This window comes from Sphingomonas sp. CFBP 8765 (genome assembly GCF_014841445.1).
Taxonomy (GTDB): Bacteria; Pseudomonadota; Alphaproteobacteria; order Sphingomonadales; family Sphingomonadaceae; genus Sphingomonas; species Sphingomonas aerolata.
Window position 1 is genome coordinate 339,695 of record NZ_JACYTY010000002.1, and the last position, 15,789, is coordinate 355,483.

At 67.5% G+C, this 15,789-nt stretch carries 15 protein-coding genes; 8 read left to right on the forward strand and 7 right to left on the reverse strand.

Going from position 1 to position 15,789, the window contains the following annotated elements; all coding sequences use genetic code 11:
• The first annotated feature begins 58 nt into the window (after positions 1–58).
• Both IFT87_RS06105 and IFT87_RS06110 read left to right on the forward strand, forming a co-directional pair.
• Entirely contained in the window at positions 59–2,332 is a 2,274-nt protein-coding gene (locus IFT87_RS06105; protein ID WP_037530033.1) for a CDC48 family AAA ATPase, read from the forward strand.
• A 305-nt stretch (positions 2,333–2,637) separates the two neighbouring features.
• A complete protein-coding gene (locus IFT87_RS06110; RefSeq protein ID WP_128082199.1) occupies positions 2,638–2,922 on the forward strand; it encodes a hypothetical protein in 285 nt (94 codons plus the stop codon).
• A 27-nt stretch (positions 2,923–2,949) separates the two neighbouring features.
• Here IFT87_RS06110 and IFT87_RS06115 read toward each other — a convergent pair whose 3' ends face one another.
• A complete protein-coding gene (locus tag IFT87_RS06115) occupies positions 2,950–4,272 on the reverse strand; it encodes an MFS transporter (RefSeq protein ID WP_037530031.1) in 1,323 nt (440 codons plus the stop codon).
• Positions 4,269–4,592, reverse strand: coding sequence for an antibiotic biosynthesis monooxygenase (locus tag IFT87_RS06120; protein ID WP_037530030.1), 324 nt, complete (start codon positions 4,590–4,592; stop codon positions 4,269–4,271). Before IFT87_RS06120 ends, IFT87_RS06115 begins: the two co-directional genes overlap by 4 nt.
• 181 nt (positions 4,593–4,773) lie before the next feature.
• Here IFT87_RS06120 and IFT87_RS06125 point away from each other — a divergent pair, with 181 nt between their 5' ends.
• Complete coding sequence (locus IFT87_RS06125) at positions 4,774–5,388, forward strand: class I SAM-dependent methyltransferase (protein ID WP_031394390.1); 615 nt, start codon at positions 4,774–4,776, stop codon at positions 5,386–5,388.
• Here IFT87_RS06125 and IFT87_RS06130 read toward each other — a convergent pair.
• Positions 5,367–5,954: a septal ring lytic transglycosylase RlpA family protein gene (locus IFT87_RS06130; protein ID WP_084215170.1), complete on the reverse strand. Its 588-nt coding sequence runs from the start codon at positions 5,952–5,954 to the stop codon at positions 5,367–5,369. The genes IFT87_RS06125 and IFT87_RS06130 overlap by 22 nt on opposite strands.
• A gap of 120 nt (positions 5,955–6,074) precedes the next feature.
• Between IFT87_RS06130 and IFT87_RS06135 the strand changes: the two genes are divergently transcribed.
• Entirely contained in the window at positions 6,075–8,084 is a 2,010-nt protein-coding gene (locus tag IFT87_RS06135) for a putative bifunctional diguanylate cyclase/phosphodiesterase (RefSeq protein WP_192007881.1), read from the forward strand.
• Between the two features lie 19 nt (positions 8,085–8,103).
• Here IFT87_RS06135 and IFT87_RS06140 read toward each other — a convergent pair whose 3' ends face one another.
• Positions 8,104–9,030, reverse strand: a complete 927-nt coding sequence (locus IFT87_RS06140) for a crotonase/enoyl-CoA hydratase family protein (protein ID WP_342211134.1) — start codon at positions 9,028–9,030, stop codon at positions 8,104–8,106.
• A 211-nt stretch (positions 9,031–9,241) separates the two neighbouring features.
• Between IFT87_RS06140 and IFT87_RS06145 the strand changes: the two genes are divergently transcribed.
• Positions 9,242–10,624 (forward strand): hypothetical protein, encoded by a 1,383-nt coding sequence (locus IFT87_RS06145; protein WP_192007882.1) that lies wholly within the window; start codon positions 9,242–9,244, stop codon positions 10,622–10,624.
• A 15-nt stretch (positions 10,625–10,639) separates the two neighbouring features.
• Here the strand turns inward: IFT87_RS06145 and IFT87_RS06150 are convergent, their stop codons facing one another.
• The 3 genes from IFT87_RS06150 to IFT87_RS06160 all read right to left on the reverse strand — a co-directional run bounded on the left by IFT87_RS06150 (position 10,640) and on the right by IFT87_RS06160 (position 14,371).
• A complete protein-coding gene (locus IFT87_RS06150) occupies positions 10,640–11,662 on the reverse strand; it encodes a lactonase family protein (RefSeq protein ID WP_037530029.1) in 1,023 nt (340 codons plus the stop codon).
• A 73-nt stretch (positions 11,663–11,735) separates the two neighbouring features.
• A complete protein-coding gene (locus tag IFT87_RS06155; RefSeq protein ID WP_192007883.1) occupies positions 11,736–12,008 on the reverse strand; it encodes a CsbD family protein in 273 nt (90 codons plus the stop codon).
• Between the two features lie 119 nt (positions 12,009–12,127).
• Complete coding sequence (locus tag IFT87_RS06160; protein ID WP_192007885.1) at positions 12,128–14,371, reverse strand: TonB-dependent siderophore receptor; 2,244 nt, start codon at positions 14,369–14,371, stop codon at positions 12,128–12,130.
• Positions 14,372–14,511: 140 nt separating this feature from the next.
• Here IFT87_RS06160 and IFT87_RS06165 point away from each other — a divergent pair, with 140 nt between their 5' ends.
• From IFT87_RS06165 to IFT87_RS06175, 3 genes are all read left to right on the forward strand, one after another.
• Positions 14,512–15,069, forward strand: coding sequence for a pyridoxamine 5'-phosphate oxidase family protein (locus IFT87_RS06165; protein ID WP_037529809.1), 558 nt, complete (start codon positions 14,512–14,514; stop codon positions 15,067–15,069).
• Positions 15,066–15,266 (forward strand): putative signal transducing protein, encoded by a 201-nt coding sequence (locus IFT87_RS06170; RefSeq protein ID WP_037529810.1) that lies wholly within the window; start codon positions 15,066–15,068, stop codon positions 15,264–15,266. The genes IFT87_RS06165 and IFT87_RS06170 overlap by 4 nt, the downstream gene beginning before the upstream one ends.
• A gap of 171 nt (positions 15,267–15,437) precedes the next feature.
• Entirely contained in the window at positions 15,438–15,776 is a 339-nt protein-coding gene (locus IFT87_RS06175) for a P-II family nitrogen regulator (RefSeq protein WP_031439291.1), read from the forward strand.
• Positions 15,777–15,789: the final 13 nt, after the last annotated feature.

Consider the following 15,789-nt stretch of genomic DNA (forward strand, 5'->3'; position numbering starts at 1 on the left):
CCTCGCAAGCCCGGCGGCGGCCCCCCATCTGACACGCTTCGAGTTTGAAGGAGTCGAGATGCCCGATAGCGAAACCCCGACGCGGAAAATCCAGGTGGCGAACGCGCGTCCCGAGGACAGCGGCCGCGGCCTGGCGCATCTGCCGCGCGCGCTGATGGCGACGCTCGGCATCGGCGAGGGCGACGTGATCGAGATCCTCGGCAAGCAGAACACGCCCGCGCGTGCGGTCGGGCCGTATCCGGAGGACGAGGGGCTCGACATCCTGCGCATCGACGGGCTCCAGCGCGCGAATGCGGGTGTGGGCTCGGGCGATTTCGTCGAGGTGCGCAAAGCCGAATCGAAGCCCGCGACGCGCGTCGTCTTCGCACCCGCACAGCAAAATCTGCGGCTTCAGGGCTCGACCAACGCGTTGAAGCGCACGTTTCTCGGCCGGCCGATCTGCCAGGGCGACATCGTCGCGACCGCGGGGCATCAGCGCGTCGGCAACATGCCCGCGGGCGTCCAGCAGTTCATGAACGCGCCCGCCTATGCACTGCAGGAGATCCGCCTCGCGGTAATCGCCGCCAGCCCCAAGGGCGTCGTCCATATCGACGAGAATACCGAGATCGAGCTGCGCCCCGAATATGAAGAGCCGCAGGACGCACGCCGCGCCGACGTCACCTATGACGATATCGGCGGCATGGCGCAGACGATCGACCAGCTGCGCGAGATGGTCGAGCTGCCGCTGCGCTATCCCGAACTCTTTCAGCGCCTCGGCGTTGATCCGCCCAAGGGCGTGCTGCTGCACGGCCCCCCCGGCACCGGCAAGACGCGGCTCGCGCGCGCGGTCGCCAACGAGTCCGATGCGCAGTTCTTCCTGATCAACGGCCCCGAGATCATGGGGTCGGCCTATGGCGAGTCGGAAGGCAAGCTGCGCCAGGTGTTCGAGGAGGCCGCCAAGGCCGCGCCGTCGATCGTCTTCATCGACGAGATCGATTCGATCGCACCCAAGCGCGGGCAGGTATCGGGCGAGGCCGAAAAGCGTCTCGTCGCGCAGCTGCTGACGCTGATGGACGGGCTTGAGGCACGCGCCAATCTCGTCGTGATCGCCGCGACCAATCGTCCCGAGGCGATCGACGAGGCGCTGCGGCGTCCCGGCCGGTTCGACCGTGAGATCGTCGTCGGCGTTCCCGATGAGCGCGGCCGCCGCGAAATCCTCGGCATCCATGCGCGTGGCATGCCTTTGGGCGACCGTGTCGATCTCGACGAGCTGGCGCGCACGACCTACGGCTTTGTCGGTGCCGATCTCGCAGCGCTGGCGCGTGAGGCGGCGATCGAGGCGGTGCGGCGGATCATGCCCAAGCTCAACCTCGAGGAACGCACGATCCCGCCCGAGGTGCTCGACGACTTGTCGGTCACGCGCGAGGATTTCCTTGGCGCGCTCAAACGCGTCCAGCCGTCGGCGATGCGCGAGGTCATGGTCCAGGCGCCGACCGTGCGCTGGGCCGATGTCGGCGGGCTCGACGATGCGCAGATGCGGCTGAAGGAAGGCGTCGAGCTTCCGCTCAAGAATCCCGACGCGTTCCGGCGGCTTGGCATCCGCCCGGCCAAGGGCTTCCTGCTCTACGGCCCGCCCGGTACCGGCAAGACCCTGCTCGCCAAGGCGGTCGCGCGCGAGGCGGAGGCGAATTTCATCGCCACCAAATCGTCAGACCTGCTCAGCAAATGGTATGGTGAGAGCGAGCAGCAGATCACCCGGCTGTTCCAGCGCGCGCGTCAGGTCGCACCCTGCGTGATCTTCATCGACGAACTCGATTCGCTGGTGCCCGCACGCGGCAGCGGCGCGGGTGAGCCGCAGGTGACCGAGCGCGTCGTCAACACGATCCTCGCCGAGATGGACGGTCTGGAAGAACTCCAGTCGGTCGTCGTGATCGGCGCGACCAACCGCCCCAATCTGATCGACCCGGCGCTGCTGCGCCCGGGGCGGTTCGACGAGCTCGTCTATGTCGGCGTACCCGACACGGCGGGGCGCCGGCGGATCCTCGGCATCCAGACGCAGAAGATGCCGCTCGCGTCCGACGTCGATCTCGATCGTCTCGCGGACCGTACCGACCGGTTTTCGGGTGCGGATCTGGAGGACGTCGTCCGCCGCGCAGGCCTGGTCGCGTTGCGTCGCTCGATCGATTCGACCGACGTGACGATGGCCGATTTCGAGAACGCTTTGAAGGAATCGCGCGCCAGCGTCACGCCCGAAACCGAGCGAGAATATGAGCAGATGGCCGCCCGCCTGAAACAGGACGCGACCGCCATCCAGCCGATCGGCTTCGCCTTCCCCAGCAAAGGCGCGGCGTGATCACCGCCCCTCTCCTTGACGGGAGAGGGGCTACCGCCCGCATGGTTCCATTTGGCGGTCGATAGTCGACTGGCCGAATGGCCCTGATCTTGTGCCATGTGTTGACATTACCGGGCACGGGTCCAATGTAACTTTCATGTACGCATCCGCGACACATAAGCGTTTCCTCGATCACGCCGGCCAACTCGCCGCACGGGGTTAGCCCGAGCTCGCGGCTATAGGCCGCTGGAGTTCGGGCTTTATTCGATCTGACCTTTGGGACGTGCGCTGCACGCCCATGATCTCGAATATACGGAAACCACGCAATGTCAGGCCCAGCCTCTGAATCTGGCGATCACTCGCCAGCGCGCCGCGACGTCGATGAAGACGCCCTGTCCCCGAAAACCTCGTTGCGGATGCGTCCCAGGCATTTCTTTTCGAAGCAATTCGATATGGAAATCGTCGAAGACTATTCAAAGGAAGAGGCCGATCGGGACGCTGCCGGGCAGCCGAAATGGCTCAACCGACTGATCCAGATGAACTTGTTACTGATGATCCTCTTGATCGGGGTTCCGCTGCTTCTGTACTGCATCGGAATGTCGGCGAAATAGCGGAGCCGCGGCCTGACGAATCCCGGGTCAGCCGCCCGACGCGTCCTTCGCCTCATTCAGCGTCACCCAGGCATAGCCGATCAACACCACGCACGCTGCGCCCGCGACCAGATAAGGCAGCGAATGTTGCGCCTCGTACAGTCCGACCCCGATCGACGGCCCGAGCACGAAGCTCGCGCCGTTGATGCTGGTCACCTTGCCCGCGACCGACCCTTGCGCATTCGCGCCGACCGCGAGCGAGGCACCCGCGGTAAAGCCCGGCCGCGTGAAGCCGAAACCGAGACTCGCCAGCGCATAAGCGGTCGCGATCGTGTAGAGCGAGGTCGCGATCCCCGTCAGCGCGGTGCCCGCCGCCGCCAGCACCAGCCCGGTCAGGACGAGCTGGCGCGGGGTCAGGTTGAGCCGCGGAATGATTCCCCATTGCGCGAGCAGCGCTGCACCCGCGCCCATCATCAGCACGATCCCCGTCGGCTCGAGCGCAAGTGCGGGCGCAAGGTTGAGCCGGTCGATCACCAGGAACCCGATCGCCTGCCCGGTCATCGCCTGCGCATGCCCCATCACCAGCCCGGCGATCATCCAGGCGCGGATGCGCGGATCGGTATAGCCGACCTGTTCGACATGCGACTGGGTCGCGGCAGTGACCGACGCACCGCTCGGCGCGCCGCCGATCGACGGATAGGCCGAACTCGCGCCGTGCATATCGTCATGCGGCGCGACGATCCGGTCGTCGGGCAGCATCCGCCGCACCGTGATCCACACCGCCACGCCGAACAGCGCGAACAGGAAGGCGGGGCCCGCCAGCCCTACCTCGAGTCCGCCGACCGACCCGAGGATCAGATAGGGCGCGATCGCCGGCCCCAGGATCGTGCCGAGCCCGAAGGCGGAAGCGAGCAGCGTCAGCGCGCGGGTCCGCTCCGCGCGCGTCGTCTCGCCCGCGACCAGCGCCTGCACCGCGGGCGGCGCGGCGGCACCGAATGCGCCATAGATCAGCCGCCCGGCGATGAAGCAGCCGAACGCCGCGGTCCCGCCGATCCAGTGGTTGATACCCGCCATCAGGAACAGCCCGCACAATGTCAGCGACACGCTGAACCCGCCGATGCCGAGCAGTATCATCGCGCGGCGGCCATGCCGGTCGGACCGGTTCGCCCAGAACGGCGCGGCGATCACCCACAGCAGCGCGGACACCGAAAACGCGCCCGCCACCGCGCTGTCGGCGACGCCCAGCGACCGGCCGAGCGCGGGCAGCACCGATTGCAGCGCGGTATTGCCCGCCGCGATCGTCAGCATGACGAGGAACATCAGCGCGAAGCGACGATCGATCCGCGCATCCTCGCGACCGGTGCCGGTCATGGCCGCGCCCAGTCATAGTCGCGCTCGACCCGTGCGACGGTGACGCGGTAGCGGTCATACCAGAGCGCCCGCCCGCGCTCGCGAATCGCGGCATGGTCGGGATCGTCGCGCCACGCGATCGCCGCGGCGTCGTCCGCCCAATAGCTGATCGTGATCCCCAGTCCGGCTTCGTCGCGCACGCTGTCGATCCCGCGATAGCCGGGCTGCGTCGCGGCGAGCGCCTGCATCGCGGCGGCGGCCGCGGCATAGCCGGCGGGGTCGGTGCCGTTACGGTTCGACATGAAAATGACCGCCGTCTGGCCCGTCCGCTCGTCGTGCATGCCCAATGCTTAAGCCAAGCCCGGGGGTTGGCAAGCGCGGGTTGCGGCGCCGGGCACTGGTCGCGTTCGGTGCGGTTCGTCGCGTGATGCAACCCGCAGGCCTTGAAACACGTTTGGAATCCGTGCGACGGGGGGCTTAAAGCCTCGCGTGCGCGCGGGATCCCTGATCGTAAGGAACACGATGCCCAGTCCGACCACAGCCGCCCGGCGCGCGCGCACCCGCCCCGCCGGCGTGCCCTCCCCGTGGCAGATGTTCTTCACCGAATTCCTGAAACACCCTGTCATGGTCGGCTCGATCGTGCCGTCCTCGGACAAGCTGATCCGCAAGATGCTCGGCCGGGTCGACTGGGACAACACCAAGGTGTTCGTCGAATATGGACCCGGCGTCGGCACTTTCTGCCGCCCGATTCTCGACCGCATGGCGCCCGACGCGACGCTGATCGTGATCGACACCAACCCCGATTTCATCCGCTATCTGCGCCACACGATTACCGATCCGCGGTTTTCGGCGGTGCTCGGATCGGCGGCCGATGTCGAAAAGATCGTCGCCGATCACGGCTTCGAATCGGCCGACTATGTCCTGTCGGGCCTGCCCTTTTCGACGCTGCCCCCCGGCGTCGGTCCGGCGATCGCCGCCGGCACGCATTCGGTGCTGCGCAGCGGCGGCGCGTTCCTGGTCTATCAGTTCAGCCCGAAGGTGAAGGACTTCCTCACCCCGCATTTCGAATCGATCGATCACGACATGGAATGGTGGAACGTGCCCCCGGCACAGCTCTACTGGGCCTGGAAGGACTGATCCGTCAGCCGCGCGCGCAGCGCGGCGAGTTCGTCGGGCGAGGCATCGGGTCTCGCTGATGCTTGCTTGCCGGCCCGTAACCGCGCCCGGTCTTTTGCATCGGGCTCGACGCGGCGGACGCGGACTGCGGCCCGGCCGAGGCGCTCGATCCCGAGCAGCCGGGCGGCGCCGCGTGACAGGTCGATCAGCCGCGAGGGCGTGAACGGCCCGCGGTCGTTGATCCGCAGCAGGATCGTCCGGCCGGTGTCGAGCGCAGTGACCTCGACATAACTCGGCAGCGGGAGGACGGTATGCGCGGCAGAAATGCCCTTCACACGAAACCGTTCGCCGTTCGCAGTCTGGTTGCCCGATTCCCGGCCATACCAACTCGCCATGCCGACCGCGTCATAGCCCGGCAGATCGGCGGGCCGGTAGGTCGTGCCGCGCACGCTGTAAGGGCGGCCGATCTTGACCGGGTAGTCGCTGACCGGGCGGTAGCGCGTCGTGCCGCAGCCGGCGAGCATGGCGCACAGTGCAAGGGCGGCCAGCAGGCCGGGCGTATCGGAACGCGGTGCGATTGGGATCATTATCCCTGCTAGCGGACACCCGGTCGAAGCTGAACCCCATTGCGGCGAACCGCCCGCGCGCGGGATCGTAGCGTTTGCTTAACCGCTTTACCCTACGGTTACAGTCTGTTCGAAGGTGCCATGACGCATTTCATTACCCGGTTGAGGCAGCTTCGCCACTCGGATCACGCGGTCGCCGCGGACGTCCGGGCGACTCTGGTCACCTCGCTCTATGCCTCACCCAAGTCGCTGGTGATCGGTGCGTTGACGAGCACGGGTATCGCCACGGTCGTGGCTGTCACGAGTGGCGATCGCTGGCTTGCCGGCTTCGCGGTGCTGATCGGGCTGGTCGCCGCACTGCGGATCATCGGCATCGTCCAGCGCGTGCCCGATCAACAGGGCGCTGACGTATTTGCTGTCGATCGGGGTGCCGCCGAGCGCCCGCGGGCAGGACAGTGGGAGTTTTACTACCGCATCGGCGCCTTCGCCTTTTCCGCGCTGCTTGGCATGTTCGGGCTGCTGACGCTGACCCGGACCGCGGACGGCGTGCTTCATCTCCTCTCGGTGACGACGGCGATCGGCTATGCGGCGGGGATTGCCGGACGCAATGCCGGTCGGCCGACGATCGCGCTCGCGCAGCTTTGCCTCGCGTCGCTGCCGCTCGCGGCGGGGCTCTTGCTGTCGGGTGAGCCGCTCAACGCCGTGCTTGCGATCGTCATCATCCTGTTCGTGCTGGCGATGATCGACATCACGCTGCAGACCTATGAGGCCATCCTCGGCGCGACCATCGCGGCGAGCGAAAAGACCGCGCTCGCCGAACATCACGCCGCATTCGCGCGACGCGACGACCTCACCGGGGTCGCCAACCGCACCGCGTTTCGCGAATGGTTCGAGCGGCGGCTGCACCGACTGGAATCGACCGGCGAGCTCCTGTCGATCCACTGGATCGATCTCGACCGGTTCAAGGAGATCAATGATTCGCTCGGTCACCTGGCGGGCAACGTGCTGCTGACCGAGGTTGCGCAGCGGCTCCAGACCGCGTTCGTCACCGATGGCGGCACCATCGGGGTGGCCGGCGACGCGATCGTCGCGCGGCTGGGCGGCGATGAATTCGCGGTCGTCTGCGCGATCGGCGCGCGCGACGATGCCCGCACGATCGCCGATCACATCCTCGACCTCGTCGCACAGCCGGTGGCCTATGCCGGGCGTCGGCTGACCGTCGGCGCCTCGCTCGGCGTGGCGATCGCACCGATCGACGGGGGCGACGCTGACACGCTGCTCAAACATGCCGATCTCGCGCTCTACCGCGCCAAGGAAAGCGGCCGGGGGGCCTTCTGCTTCTACGAGCCGGTGATGGACGAGAAGATCGAACGGACGCGCGCGCTGACCAGCGACCTGCACGGCGCGATCGCGCGCGGCGAGCTGTGGCTCGCCTTCCAGCCGATCTTTGACCTGGCGACGCACCGCATCCTGTCCTGCGAGACGCTGCTGCGCTGGGACAGTCCGTGCCACGGCAGCGTGTCGCCCGCCGAATTCATCCCGATCGCCGAACAGAGCGGCCTGATCGTCGAGATCGGCGCCTGGGTGCTGCGCGAGGCTTGCCGTCACGCGCGCGACTGGCCGGACACGGTACGCGTCGCGGTCAACCTGTCGCCGATCCAGCTCCTGTCGCCCGGGCTCGCCAAGGTGCTGAAGGACGCGCTCGACGCTACCGGGCTCGCGCCGGGGCGGCTCGATCTCGAAGTGACCGAATCGGTGTTGCTCGACGATATCGACGCATCGCTGGCGGCGCTGTCGGCGATCAACCGGATGGCGGTCGGCACCACGCTCGACGATTTCGGCACCGGCTATTCGTCGCTCGGCTATCTCACCAAATTCCCGTTCCAGACGCTCAAGATCGACCGGTCGTTCATCACCGCGCTCGACGACAATCCCGCGTCGATGGCGATCATCCAGACGGTGGTCGATCTGGCCGCGACGCTCGGCATGCAAACCGTCGCCGAGGGTATCGAGACGCCGACCCAGCTCGCGCAGCTGCGCCGCACCCGCTGCACCGCAGTGCAGGGTTTCCTGCTCGCGCGCCCGATGTCGGCAAGCCAGGTGGCGAACCTGCTTGCCGACGAAACCCCCAGGATGCGTGCGCTGTCCTGAGGGCCGGGGGCGATGTCCGTCAGCCTTTCGGCTTGTCGAGCAGACGGGTCTGCGCCGCGACGAGCCGCCGCATCAGCTTGAGATCCCCCTCGCTGAGGCGCAACGCGGCGTCCGCCCACAGGTCGACCACCGCCTCGAGCTCATCGAGCGTCAGCGGATTGACCGCGCGCGACGCCTCGTAGATCGCGCAATGCCCGCTGTGGCGACGCCGGTTCTGGCGGATATAGTCCTCGATCACCCGGCGGCCCTGGCCGGGGTCGGCGAGTGCGTGGACGATACCCAGATCATAGAGCTCCTCCGCGCTGTAGTTGCGCCCGCTGAGGATCATCTGCTCGGCCCGCGCCGCGCCGAGACGCCGCGACAGGAAGCAGTGCGCCCCCATGCCGGGGAACAGCCCGAACACGGTCTCGGGAAGCCCGAAACTCGCGCCGCGTTCGGCGACGACGACGTTGAACGACAGCAGCGCCTCAAACCCGCCGCCCAGCGCATCGCCCTCAACCAGACCGATCGTCACGATCGGCAGATCGAGGCCGCGCAGGTTGCGGTGCAGGATCTGCACGCAGGCGCGGCCATATTGGACCAGCGCCTCGCGGTGACCGGCACGGATATGCTGTGCGAACAGGTCGAGATCACCGCCGAGCGAGAAGACGCCGGGGAATCGCGAGCCGAGCACAAGATAGCGAATCGGCATCGCCCCGGAGGTGTGGGCGCTGTGGATATCGGCCTGCCACTGACCAAAGTCCGCGAGCAGCGCAGGGTTGAAGCTCGGCCGCGTCCTTGGCCGCATATAGGTCCACAGCGTGTCGGCCTGCGGGTCGAACGTCACCTCGAGCTGGTCGAGCGCGAACAGCGGCGGGGTAGGGGCGGGGGCCGCGATCCCGGCTGTGGTCGCGGTTGCGGGTCGCGGGGCCGGCGAGAAATGTCGGGCGGGTAAAGCAAGAGTCACTGTGGCATTCCTTTGTAATCGCAGCGCAGTGCTGCACCGCCGAACCTAGGGCACAATGGCGGCGATCCCGCGGGGGCGTGCGCGCGACGCGCGTTGAAATCCGTCTCGCGCGACACCGCGCCGGTGCGCTAGGCGAGGTCGGGGTCAGGGGCGGTCGTGGCGCACGGCCCGCGACCCGGTGCTGGCCCCCGAAACTGGACGTTTGCCGATCATGACAGCGAGATGGATGCAGGCGGGGCTGGCCGGAGCGCTGGTTGCGGGGTTGGGGTTCGCGGCACCATCTGGCGCGGCGCAGACCGGTGTCGCGCCGCCTGTTTCATCGCCGATCGCGCCGGTCGACACCCTGCAGCTCCAGCTCCCCGTCGACGCGGCGATGCAGGACGCGGCGGAATATGCGCGGCGTTTCGGCGTGCCGCTCGATGTCGCGCTCCACCGGATGCGGGCGCAGGCGGCGACGATTCCCGTCACCGATGCGCTGCGCCGCGAATTCGCCGATCGGCTCGCGGGCATCGCGGTCGAGCACGACCCGGCCTACCGGATCATGGTGCTGCTGACCGGCACCGACCCGGTCGCGGACCGCGTCGTCGAGGCGGGGGGGATGAGCGTCCCGCTGGTGTTCCGGACCGGCGCGGCGGCGACGCTCGACCGGATCCTCGGCCAGATCCGGACCTTCCAGGCGGCGATCCGCGCTGCGCTTCCGCATCCCCCCGGCATCGGTGCGGATCAGCGGACGGGTACGCTCGTCGTGATGGTCGCGACCGCGGACCTTGCGCTCGACCGGGATGGCGCGCTCACCGCCAAGTTCGCCGATATGACCGGCGTTCCCGTGCGGATCGAAGCCAGCGATCGCCCGATGCTGCCGATGGCGCTTCAGACGGGCATAACGGCCACGCCGGGCGCCACGGTGCCCGGGATCCCCGTGGCGACGATCCCGCCTGCCGACGCAGTGACCGTGATGCCGGATGTCGCGGGCGGGGGGCGGGTGGTCGGGACGGTCGACGGCCGGCGCTATATCTGCACGACGGGATTCGTCGTCACCGATGGCGTCGCGGATGCGATCGCCACCGCCGCGCATTGTCCCGACACGCTCGATTATGTCGGGTGGCCGCCGGCGGGCACGGAGCGGCGGGCGATCGCGCTGCCCTATGTCGGCCAATGGGGCTGGGGGTATCAGGACGTCCAGATCAACCGCGCGCCCGCGCTGCCGGCGACGGCGCCACGGCTGCCCGCCTTCTTTGCCGATACCGCCAAGACCCGGCTCAGGACCGTCGCGACATGGCGCAACCGGACCAGCACGCGCGCGGGCGACTTCGTCTGTCACCGCGGCGAGCGCACCGGCTATAGCTGCGCGCCGGTCGCGATGGTCGATTTCGCCCCCGCGGGCGATCTGTGCGGCGGCGCGTGCCTGCCGACCTGGGTCGCGGTCGAAGGGCCGACGTGCAAGTCGGGTGACAGCGGTGCGCCGGTTTTCGAAGGGCAGGTCGCACTCGGCCTCGTCAAGGGCGGCACCTACCGCGCCGATGGCAGCTGCCTCTTCTATTATTACATGTCGACCGACTATCTGCCGCCCGGCTGGACGCTCGCCTATCGCTGAGCGCAGACGCGCAGCCTAGAGGGGCAGTACGAACGCCGCCCCCGGAACCGCGACCCGGGCGACATGCGGCCCGAGCAGCCCGTCCGCGTCGATCGGCAGCAGCGTCACGCATTCGTCCTTCTCGTTCGCGATCACCATCAGGCCCTCGTCCTCCAGCAGCACGAAATGACGCGGATAGGCCGCCCCCGCCGGTGCATGCTGGACCAGCCGCGGGTCGCCTTTCGCGTCGAGCGCGAAGACCGCGATGCTGTCATGCCCGCGGTTGGAAACATAAAGCCGGTCCCCCGCCGCGTTGACCGCCAGATGCGCGACGATGCTCGGACCTTCATACGCCTCCGGCAGCGTCGACACGGTCCTGGCCGCCGAGTACCGACCCTCGCCGCCGACCAAAACGGTCAGCGTGTTCGTAAGTTCGTTGGCAAGATACGCCACCCGCGGCACCTGCGGATGCAGCAGCAGATGGCGTGGCCCCGACCCCGCTGGTGCGTGAAAGGCTGTGCCGGCCGCCCGGACACGGTTGCCGTCCGGCGCCGGCGCCACCGAGAAGGCGCGGATCTCGTCGGTCCCCAGATCGGTTGCATAGAGCCAGCGATCCTCTGCACCGAACCCGACCCAATGCGCGTGAGGGCTAGTCTGACGCTCGCGGTTCGGACCAGATCCGTTATGCGCAAAGACATGCGCTGGCGCGATCGGCAGGCCGTTGGAATCGAGGTCCAGGATCGACACGCTCCCGCTCGCATAATTGGCGACGGCGAGCAGGCTCTGGTCGTGGCTCAGCGCGAGATGACAGGGCGCGTCCCCATCGACCGCCACGCGGGCGATCTGTCGCCATCCGTCGGCGGTGGCGCGATACAGGCCGATCGCGCCATCATCGCGTTCGTCGACGAGATAATGGAGGTCATGGCGCGGCGAATGGACGCCGAAGGACACGTTGATCGCATCGGGATAGGGCGTGCCGGTCGACCAGCCATCGCCGTGTCGCAGCGGATGGAGCCCGCCGCGATTGGTGCCGATCCAGAGGCCGGCGGGTGGGGTCACAGGGCGTTCGCCCCGCGCCGACACCGCCGAGATCCTCCGACCAGCGGGGCCGCGCGGACGCGGCCCCGGGCGATCACTTGCCGCGCAGCGTGTTGAGCAGCGCGATGCCGACGACGCCAACCAGCGCCGCGGTGGCGAACGGACGATCCTTGGCAAACGCACGCGCCTTGTCGGCGAGCGGCGCGACGGTGTCGGTCGCGGTGCCGATCGCCTTGTTCGCGGTGCCTGCGATCTGGTCGGCGACGCCGCCGGCCTGGAGCGAGCTGTCGCCCGTCGCATTGCCTGCTGCCTGCTTCACCGAATCGAGCAGATCCTGGCCTTCACCCTTCAAGGTCGTCGTGTTCATGCTAAACTCCTATGCTGGACGGCATCCGGAACGAATGCGCTCGGACCGCTGAACGGCCGACACGCCAAGATGTGCCATCGACCTGCGCATAAACCGCCCGCGCATGGTCGAGCAGCCGGTTACCAGCGATACCCGATCGTTGCCTGCACGGTGCGGCGGTTGCCGTACCAGCACCAGGCATAGTTGGCGAAGCAGCTCGTCAGATACTTCTTGTCGAACAGGTTGGTCGCGTTGACGCCGAGATCGACATTGGCAAGCCGCGGGCTGAGCTTGCCCAGATCATAACGCAGCAGCGCGTCGAACACCGTATAGGCCGGCGAATAGCGCGCGACGCCGTCCGAATAGAAATCGGCATAGGTCTTGTCGACGTGCCGCACCGCGCCGCCGATCGCAAAGCCCGACGCCGGCCCTTCGGTCGGTGCCCATTCGAGGTTCGCCGAGATCCCGCCGCGCCCGACCGTCGCGAGCGGCAGGCCGATATTTGCGGGGATGACGTCCTCGACCTTCTTCACGCGCTGGCGGCTATAGGCGAGCTTGGCGTTGAAGCCGTAGGGCAGCGGCGCGCTCGCCTCGACCTCGACACCCTGCGACCGGACCTTGCCGACTTGGTCCGCGGTGAAGTCGGGATAGTTGACGACGACATTGGTCTGCTCAATTCGGAACCAGGCCGCGGTGACCAGGATCGCGGTACCGGTCGGCTGGAATTTCGCCCCCGCCTCGATCTGCTTGCCGAGCGAGGGCTGGGCGAGGCTGCCGTCGCGCAGGCGCGCATTCTGCGGCTCGAACGAGGTCGAGTAGCTCGCATAGGGCGCAAGCCCGAACGGCAGCAGGTACAGCGCGCCCGCGCGCCAGGTGAATTTGTCGTCCTCCTGTGCCAGCCCGTCGCGCGCCTGGCGGGCCCAGTCCTGGCGGCCGCTCAGCGTCACGCGCAGCCCGCCGACCGCGATCTGGTCCTGCGCATAGACCCCCTGCTGGCGCTGGCGGACATTGGCCGATGCGACGTCGGCCAGGCTGCCGTCAAAGGCGTAGCCCGCGACCTCGAACGGCGACTGCGGTGTCGGCATCGTCCCGTAGACCGGGTTGAACACGTCGATCGGCGTCGCGCCGCCAAAGGCCGAGAGCCCGGCCGAATGTGCGACCTGCCGATCGGCGCCGAACAACAGGCTGTGCGTCAGCGGTCCGGTGACGACCTTGCCGGTCAGCTGATTGTCGAACGTCCAGTTGTTCAGCTGTTCGCGCGTCGAATAGGAGTAGCGGCCATAGACGGTCGGCGCCGTCGCAAACGGATCGAGCGCCGGTCCGCCGGTATAGACGATCCCCAGATCGCTCTTCACATATTGATAGCGACCCGACGACCGCAACGCCCAGCCGCTGCCGAAATCATGGTTGAAGATATAGGTCAGCGCCGCCTGTTCGCGGCTGAAGAAATCCCCCGGCTCGCCGCCGTAGAATTTCGTCGAGATCTTGCCCGCCGGGTTGTCGATCAACGTGCCGAGCGCGGGGAAGACGCCGTAATTGCCGTTATAGGGATCGTGCGAATAGGCGCCGAGCAGCGTGAAGCTGGTGCTGCTGCCCGCGCCGGCGGTCACCGCGGCGGAGATCGTCTGGCGTTCGCGCTTGCCCTGACCCTGCGTTTGCTGATCGTCGGCGCCATTCGCGCTGCCATAGATGCGCCACAGCACGCCGTCCCCTGCGCGCCCGCCGATATCAGCGTCGACGCGGTACAGGTCGTAGGTGCCATAGGTGCCGCTGACCGCACCATAGGTTGCGCGATCAAGCGGCAGCTTGCTGACCTCCGCGACCAGACCGCCCGGGCTCGACTGGCCATAGAGCACCGACGCCGGGCCCTTGATAATCTCGACCCGATCGAGCCGCGACACGTCGACCTGCGGCACCGCATAGCCGGTCGCGCTGCCGAACTGGCGCAGGCCGTCGAGATAGACCGGTGCGTCGAACCCGCGCAGCTTGAACTGATCGTACACTTCGGCCGATGCGCCGCGCGTCTCGGGGGTCACACCCGCGACGAAGCGCAGCGCCTGATTGAGGTTCTGCAGCCCCAGCCCGGCAATGTCGGCGGCGCTGATCACGCTGATCGACTGCGGGGTCTCGACGATCGGCGTCGCGCTCTTCGTCCCCGACGACGCGATCGTCGTCGCCTTCTCGCCGGTCACGACGATCACGCCGTGATCCTGCGGTTCGAACGCGTCGGACGCGTCGGACTCGTCGAGGCTTGTTGCCGCTGCCACAGACGCGTTGGGGGTCGTGTCATCCGGGGCGGACGTGGCCCAAGCCGGTGCTGGGGGCAGCGCGGCCGTGAGAATGGTGCCGGCGAGCAGCAGGCGGGCGAAGCGACGATCGGACATGAAAAACCCCTTTCCGGCTCGCTACTGTTGTCGCGACTGATTTGCAATAGCGTTGCGACCGATTCGCAAACCGCGCTTTCAGTGGCGTGGAAAGCGGTTCACCGTTCGCGTCGGGGCGATGGTCCTGATAGGGTGGCGACATGGACTTCTTCCCCGCCCTTACCGACGCGCACCGCGCGTTCGTCGAACGCCAGCCCGTGTTCTTCGTTGCGACCGCGGCCGAGGGTGCGCGGATCAACCTCAGCCCCAAGGGCATGGACAGCTTCCGCGTGCTCGACGCCGGCACCGTCGCCTATCTCGACGTCGGCGGCTCGGGGAACGAGACCAATGCACATCTCGCCGCCGACGGACGCATCACGATCATGTTCTGCGCGTTCGACCGTCCCGCGCTCATCTTCCGCATCTATGGGCACGGCACCGCGGTGCTGCCGCAGGACGATCGCTGGGACGCGCTCTATGCGCAGTTCACGCCGTTGCCGGGGACCCGGCAGATCTTCGAGATCGCGGTCGATCAGGTGCAGACGAGCTGCGGATGGGGCGTGCCCGTCATGACGCTCGATCGCGAACGCCAGACCCTGTCCAAATATCAAGCCGGGCAGAGCGACGCCGAACGGCTCGCCGAATGGGCCGAGCATCCGCGCAGCATCGATGGTCTGCCGACGCGCGTGCCGACCGTCGCGCCCGGTGCAGCCCGATGAGTCTCGCCGAGCTTGGCCGCTACAGCCGCAACGAGGCGCTGATCATCGCCGGTCGGCTCGAAAGCGAAGGCATCGCCGCGATCGTGTTCGATGGCGACATGGCGATCGGCGACGGCAGCGATCTGCTGATACCGGTCCGCGTGATGGTCGACGCCGACGATTTCGCCGAGGCACGCGAAATTATTCCTGACCGCTGATCAGAAATCGTCCGGCGACGCTCTGCCCGTTTTTCAGGCAATTGTCCCGCGCTGCACAGTTTCTAGCGGCCCGGCGCATCTGACACCCCGTATTCCACCCCCTCCCGCACCCTGTCAGAAAACTGGCACGGTCGTTGCGTTGTGTTCGACGTAACAAGGGGAAGGGGCGCGATGAAACTCGTCATTGCCATCATCAAGCCGTTCAAGCTCGACGAGGTGCGCGAAGCGCTCACCACGCTCGGCGTGGCGGGCATGACGGTCACCGAGGTCAAGGGGTTCGGCCGGCAAAAGGGTCAGACCGAGATTTATCGCGGTGCCGAATACACGACCAACATGGTGCCCAAGATCAAGGTCGAGGTCGTGTGCGCGACGAGCCTGGTGGACCGCGTGGTCGAGGCGATCCAGGCATCCGCCAACACCGGCGCGATCGGCGATGGCAAGATCTTTGTGGTCGACGTCAGCCAGGCGGTGCGCATCCGCACCGGCGAAACCGACGACTCGGCGCTCTGAGGGGAGGGGGACA

Excerpts from the sequence above, each read along its gene's own strand:
- IFT87_RS06115 (WP_037530031.1), bottom strand. The coding sequence starts at position 4,272 with ATGACCGGCACCGGTCGCGAGGATGCGCGGATCGATCGTCGCTTCGCG.
- IFT87_RS06145 (WP_192007882.1), top strand. The coding sequence starts at position 9,242 with ATGACAGCGAGATGGATGCAGGCGGGGCTGGCCGGAGCGCTGGTTGCG.
- IFT87_RS06175 (WP_031439291.1), top strand. The coding sequence starts at position 15,438 with ATGAAACTCGTCATTGCCATCATCAAGCCGTTCAAGCTCGACGAGGTG.
- IFT87_RS06105 (WP_037530033.1), top strand. The coding sequence starts at position 59 with ATGCCCGATAGCGAAACCCCGACGCGGAAAATCCAGGTGGCGAACGCG.
- IFT87_RS06110 (WP_128082199.1), top strand. The coding sequence starts at position 2,638 with ATGTCAGGCCCAGCCTCTGAATCTGGCGATCACTCGCCAGCGCGCCGC.
- IFT87_RS06155 (WP_192007883.1), bottom strand. The coding sequence starts at position 12,008 with ATGAACACGACGACCTTGAAGGGTGAAGGCCAGGATCTGCTCGATTCG.
- IFT87_RS06135 (WP_192007881.1), top strand. The coding sequence starts at position 6,075 with ATGACGCATTTCATTACCCGGTTGAGGCAGCTTCGCCACTCGGATCAC.
- IFT87_RS06170 (WP_037529810.1), top strand. The coding sequence starts at position 15,066 with ATGAGTCTCGCCGAGCTTGGCCGCTACAGCCGCAACGAGGCGCTGATC.
- IFT87_RS06125 (WP_031394390.1), top strand. The coding sequence starts at position 4,774 with ATGCCCAGTCCGACCACAGCCGCCCGGCGCGCGCGCACCCGCCCCGCC.
- IFT87_RS06130 (WP_084215170.1), bottom strand. The coding sequence starts at position 5,954 with ATGATCCCAATCGCACCGCGTTCCGATACGCCCGGCCTGCTGGCCGCC.
- IFT87_RS06120 (WP_037530030.1), bottom strand. The coding sequence starts at position 4,592 with ATGCACGACGAGCGGACGGGCCAGACGGCGGTCATTTTCATGTCGAAC.
- IFT87_RS06165 (WP_037529809.1), top strand. The coding sequence starts at position 14,512 with ATGGACTTCTTCCCCGCCCTTACCGACGCGCACCGCGCGTTCGTCGAA.
- IFT87_RS06160 (WP_192007885.1), bottom strand. The coding sequence starts at position 14,371 with ATGTCCGATCGTCGCTTCGCCCGCCTGCTGCTCGCCGGCACCATTCTC.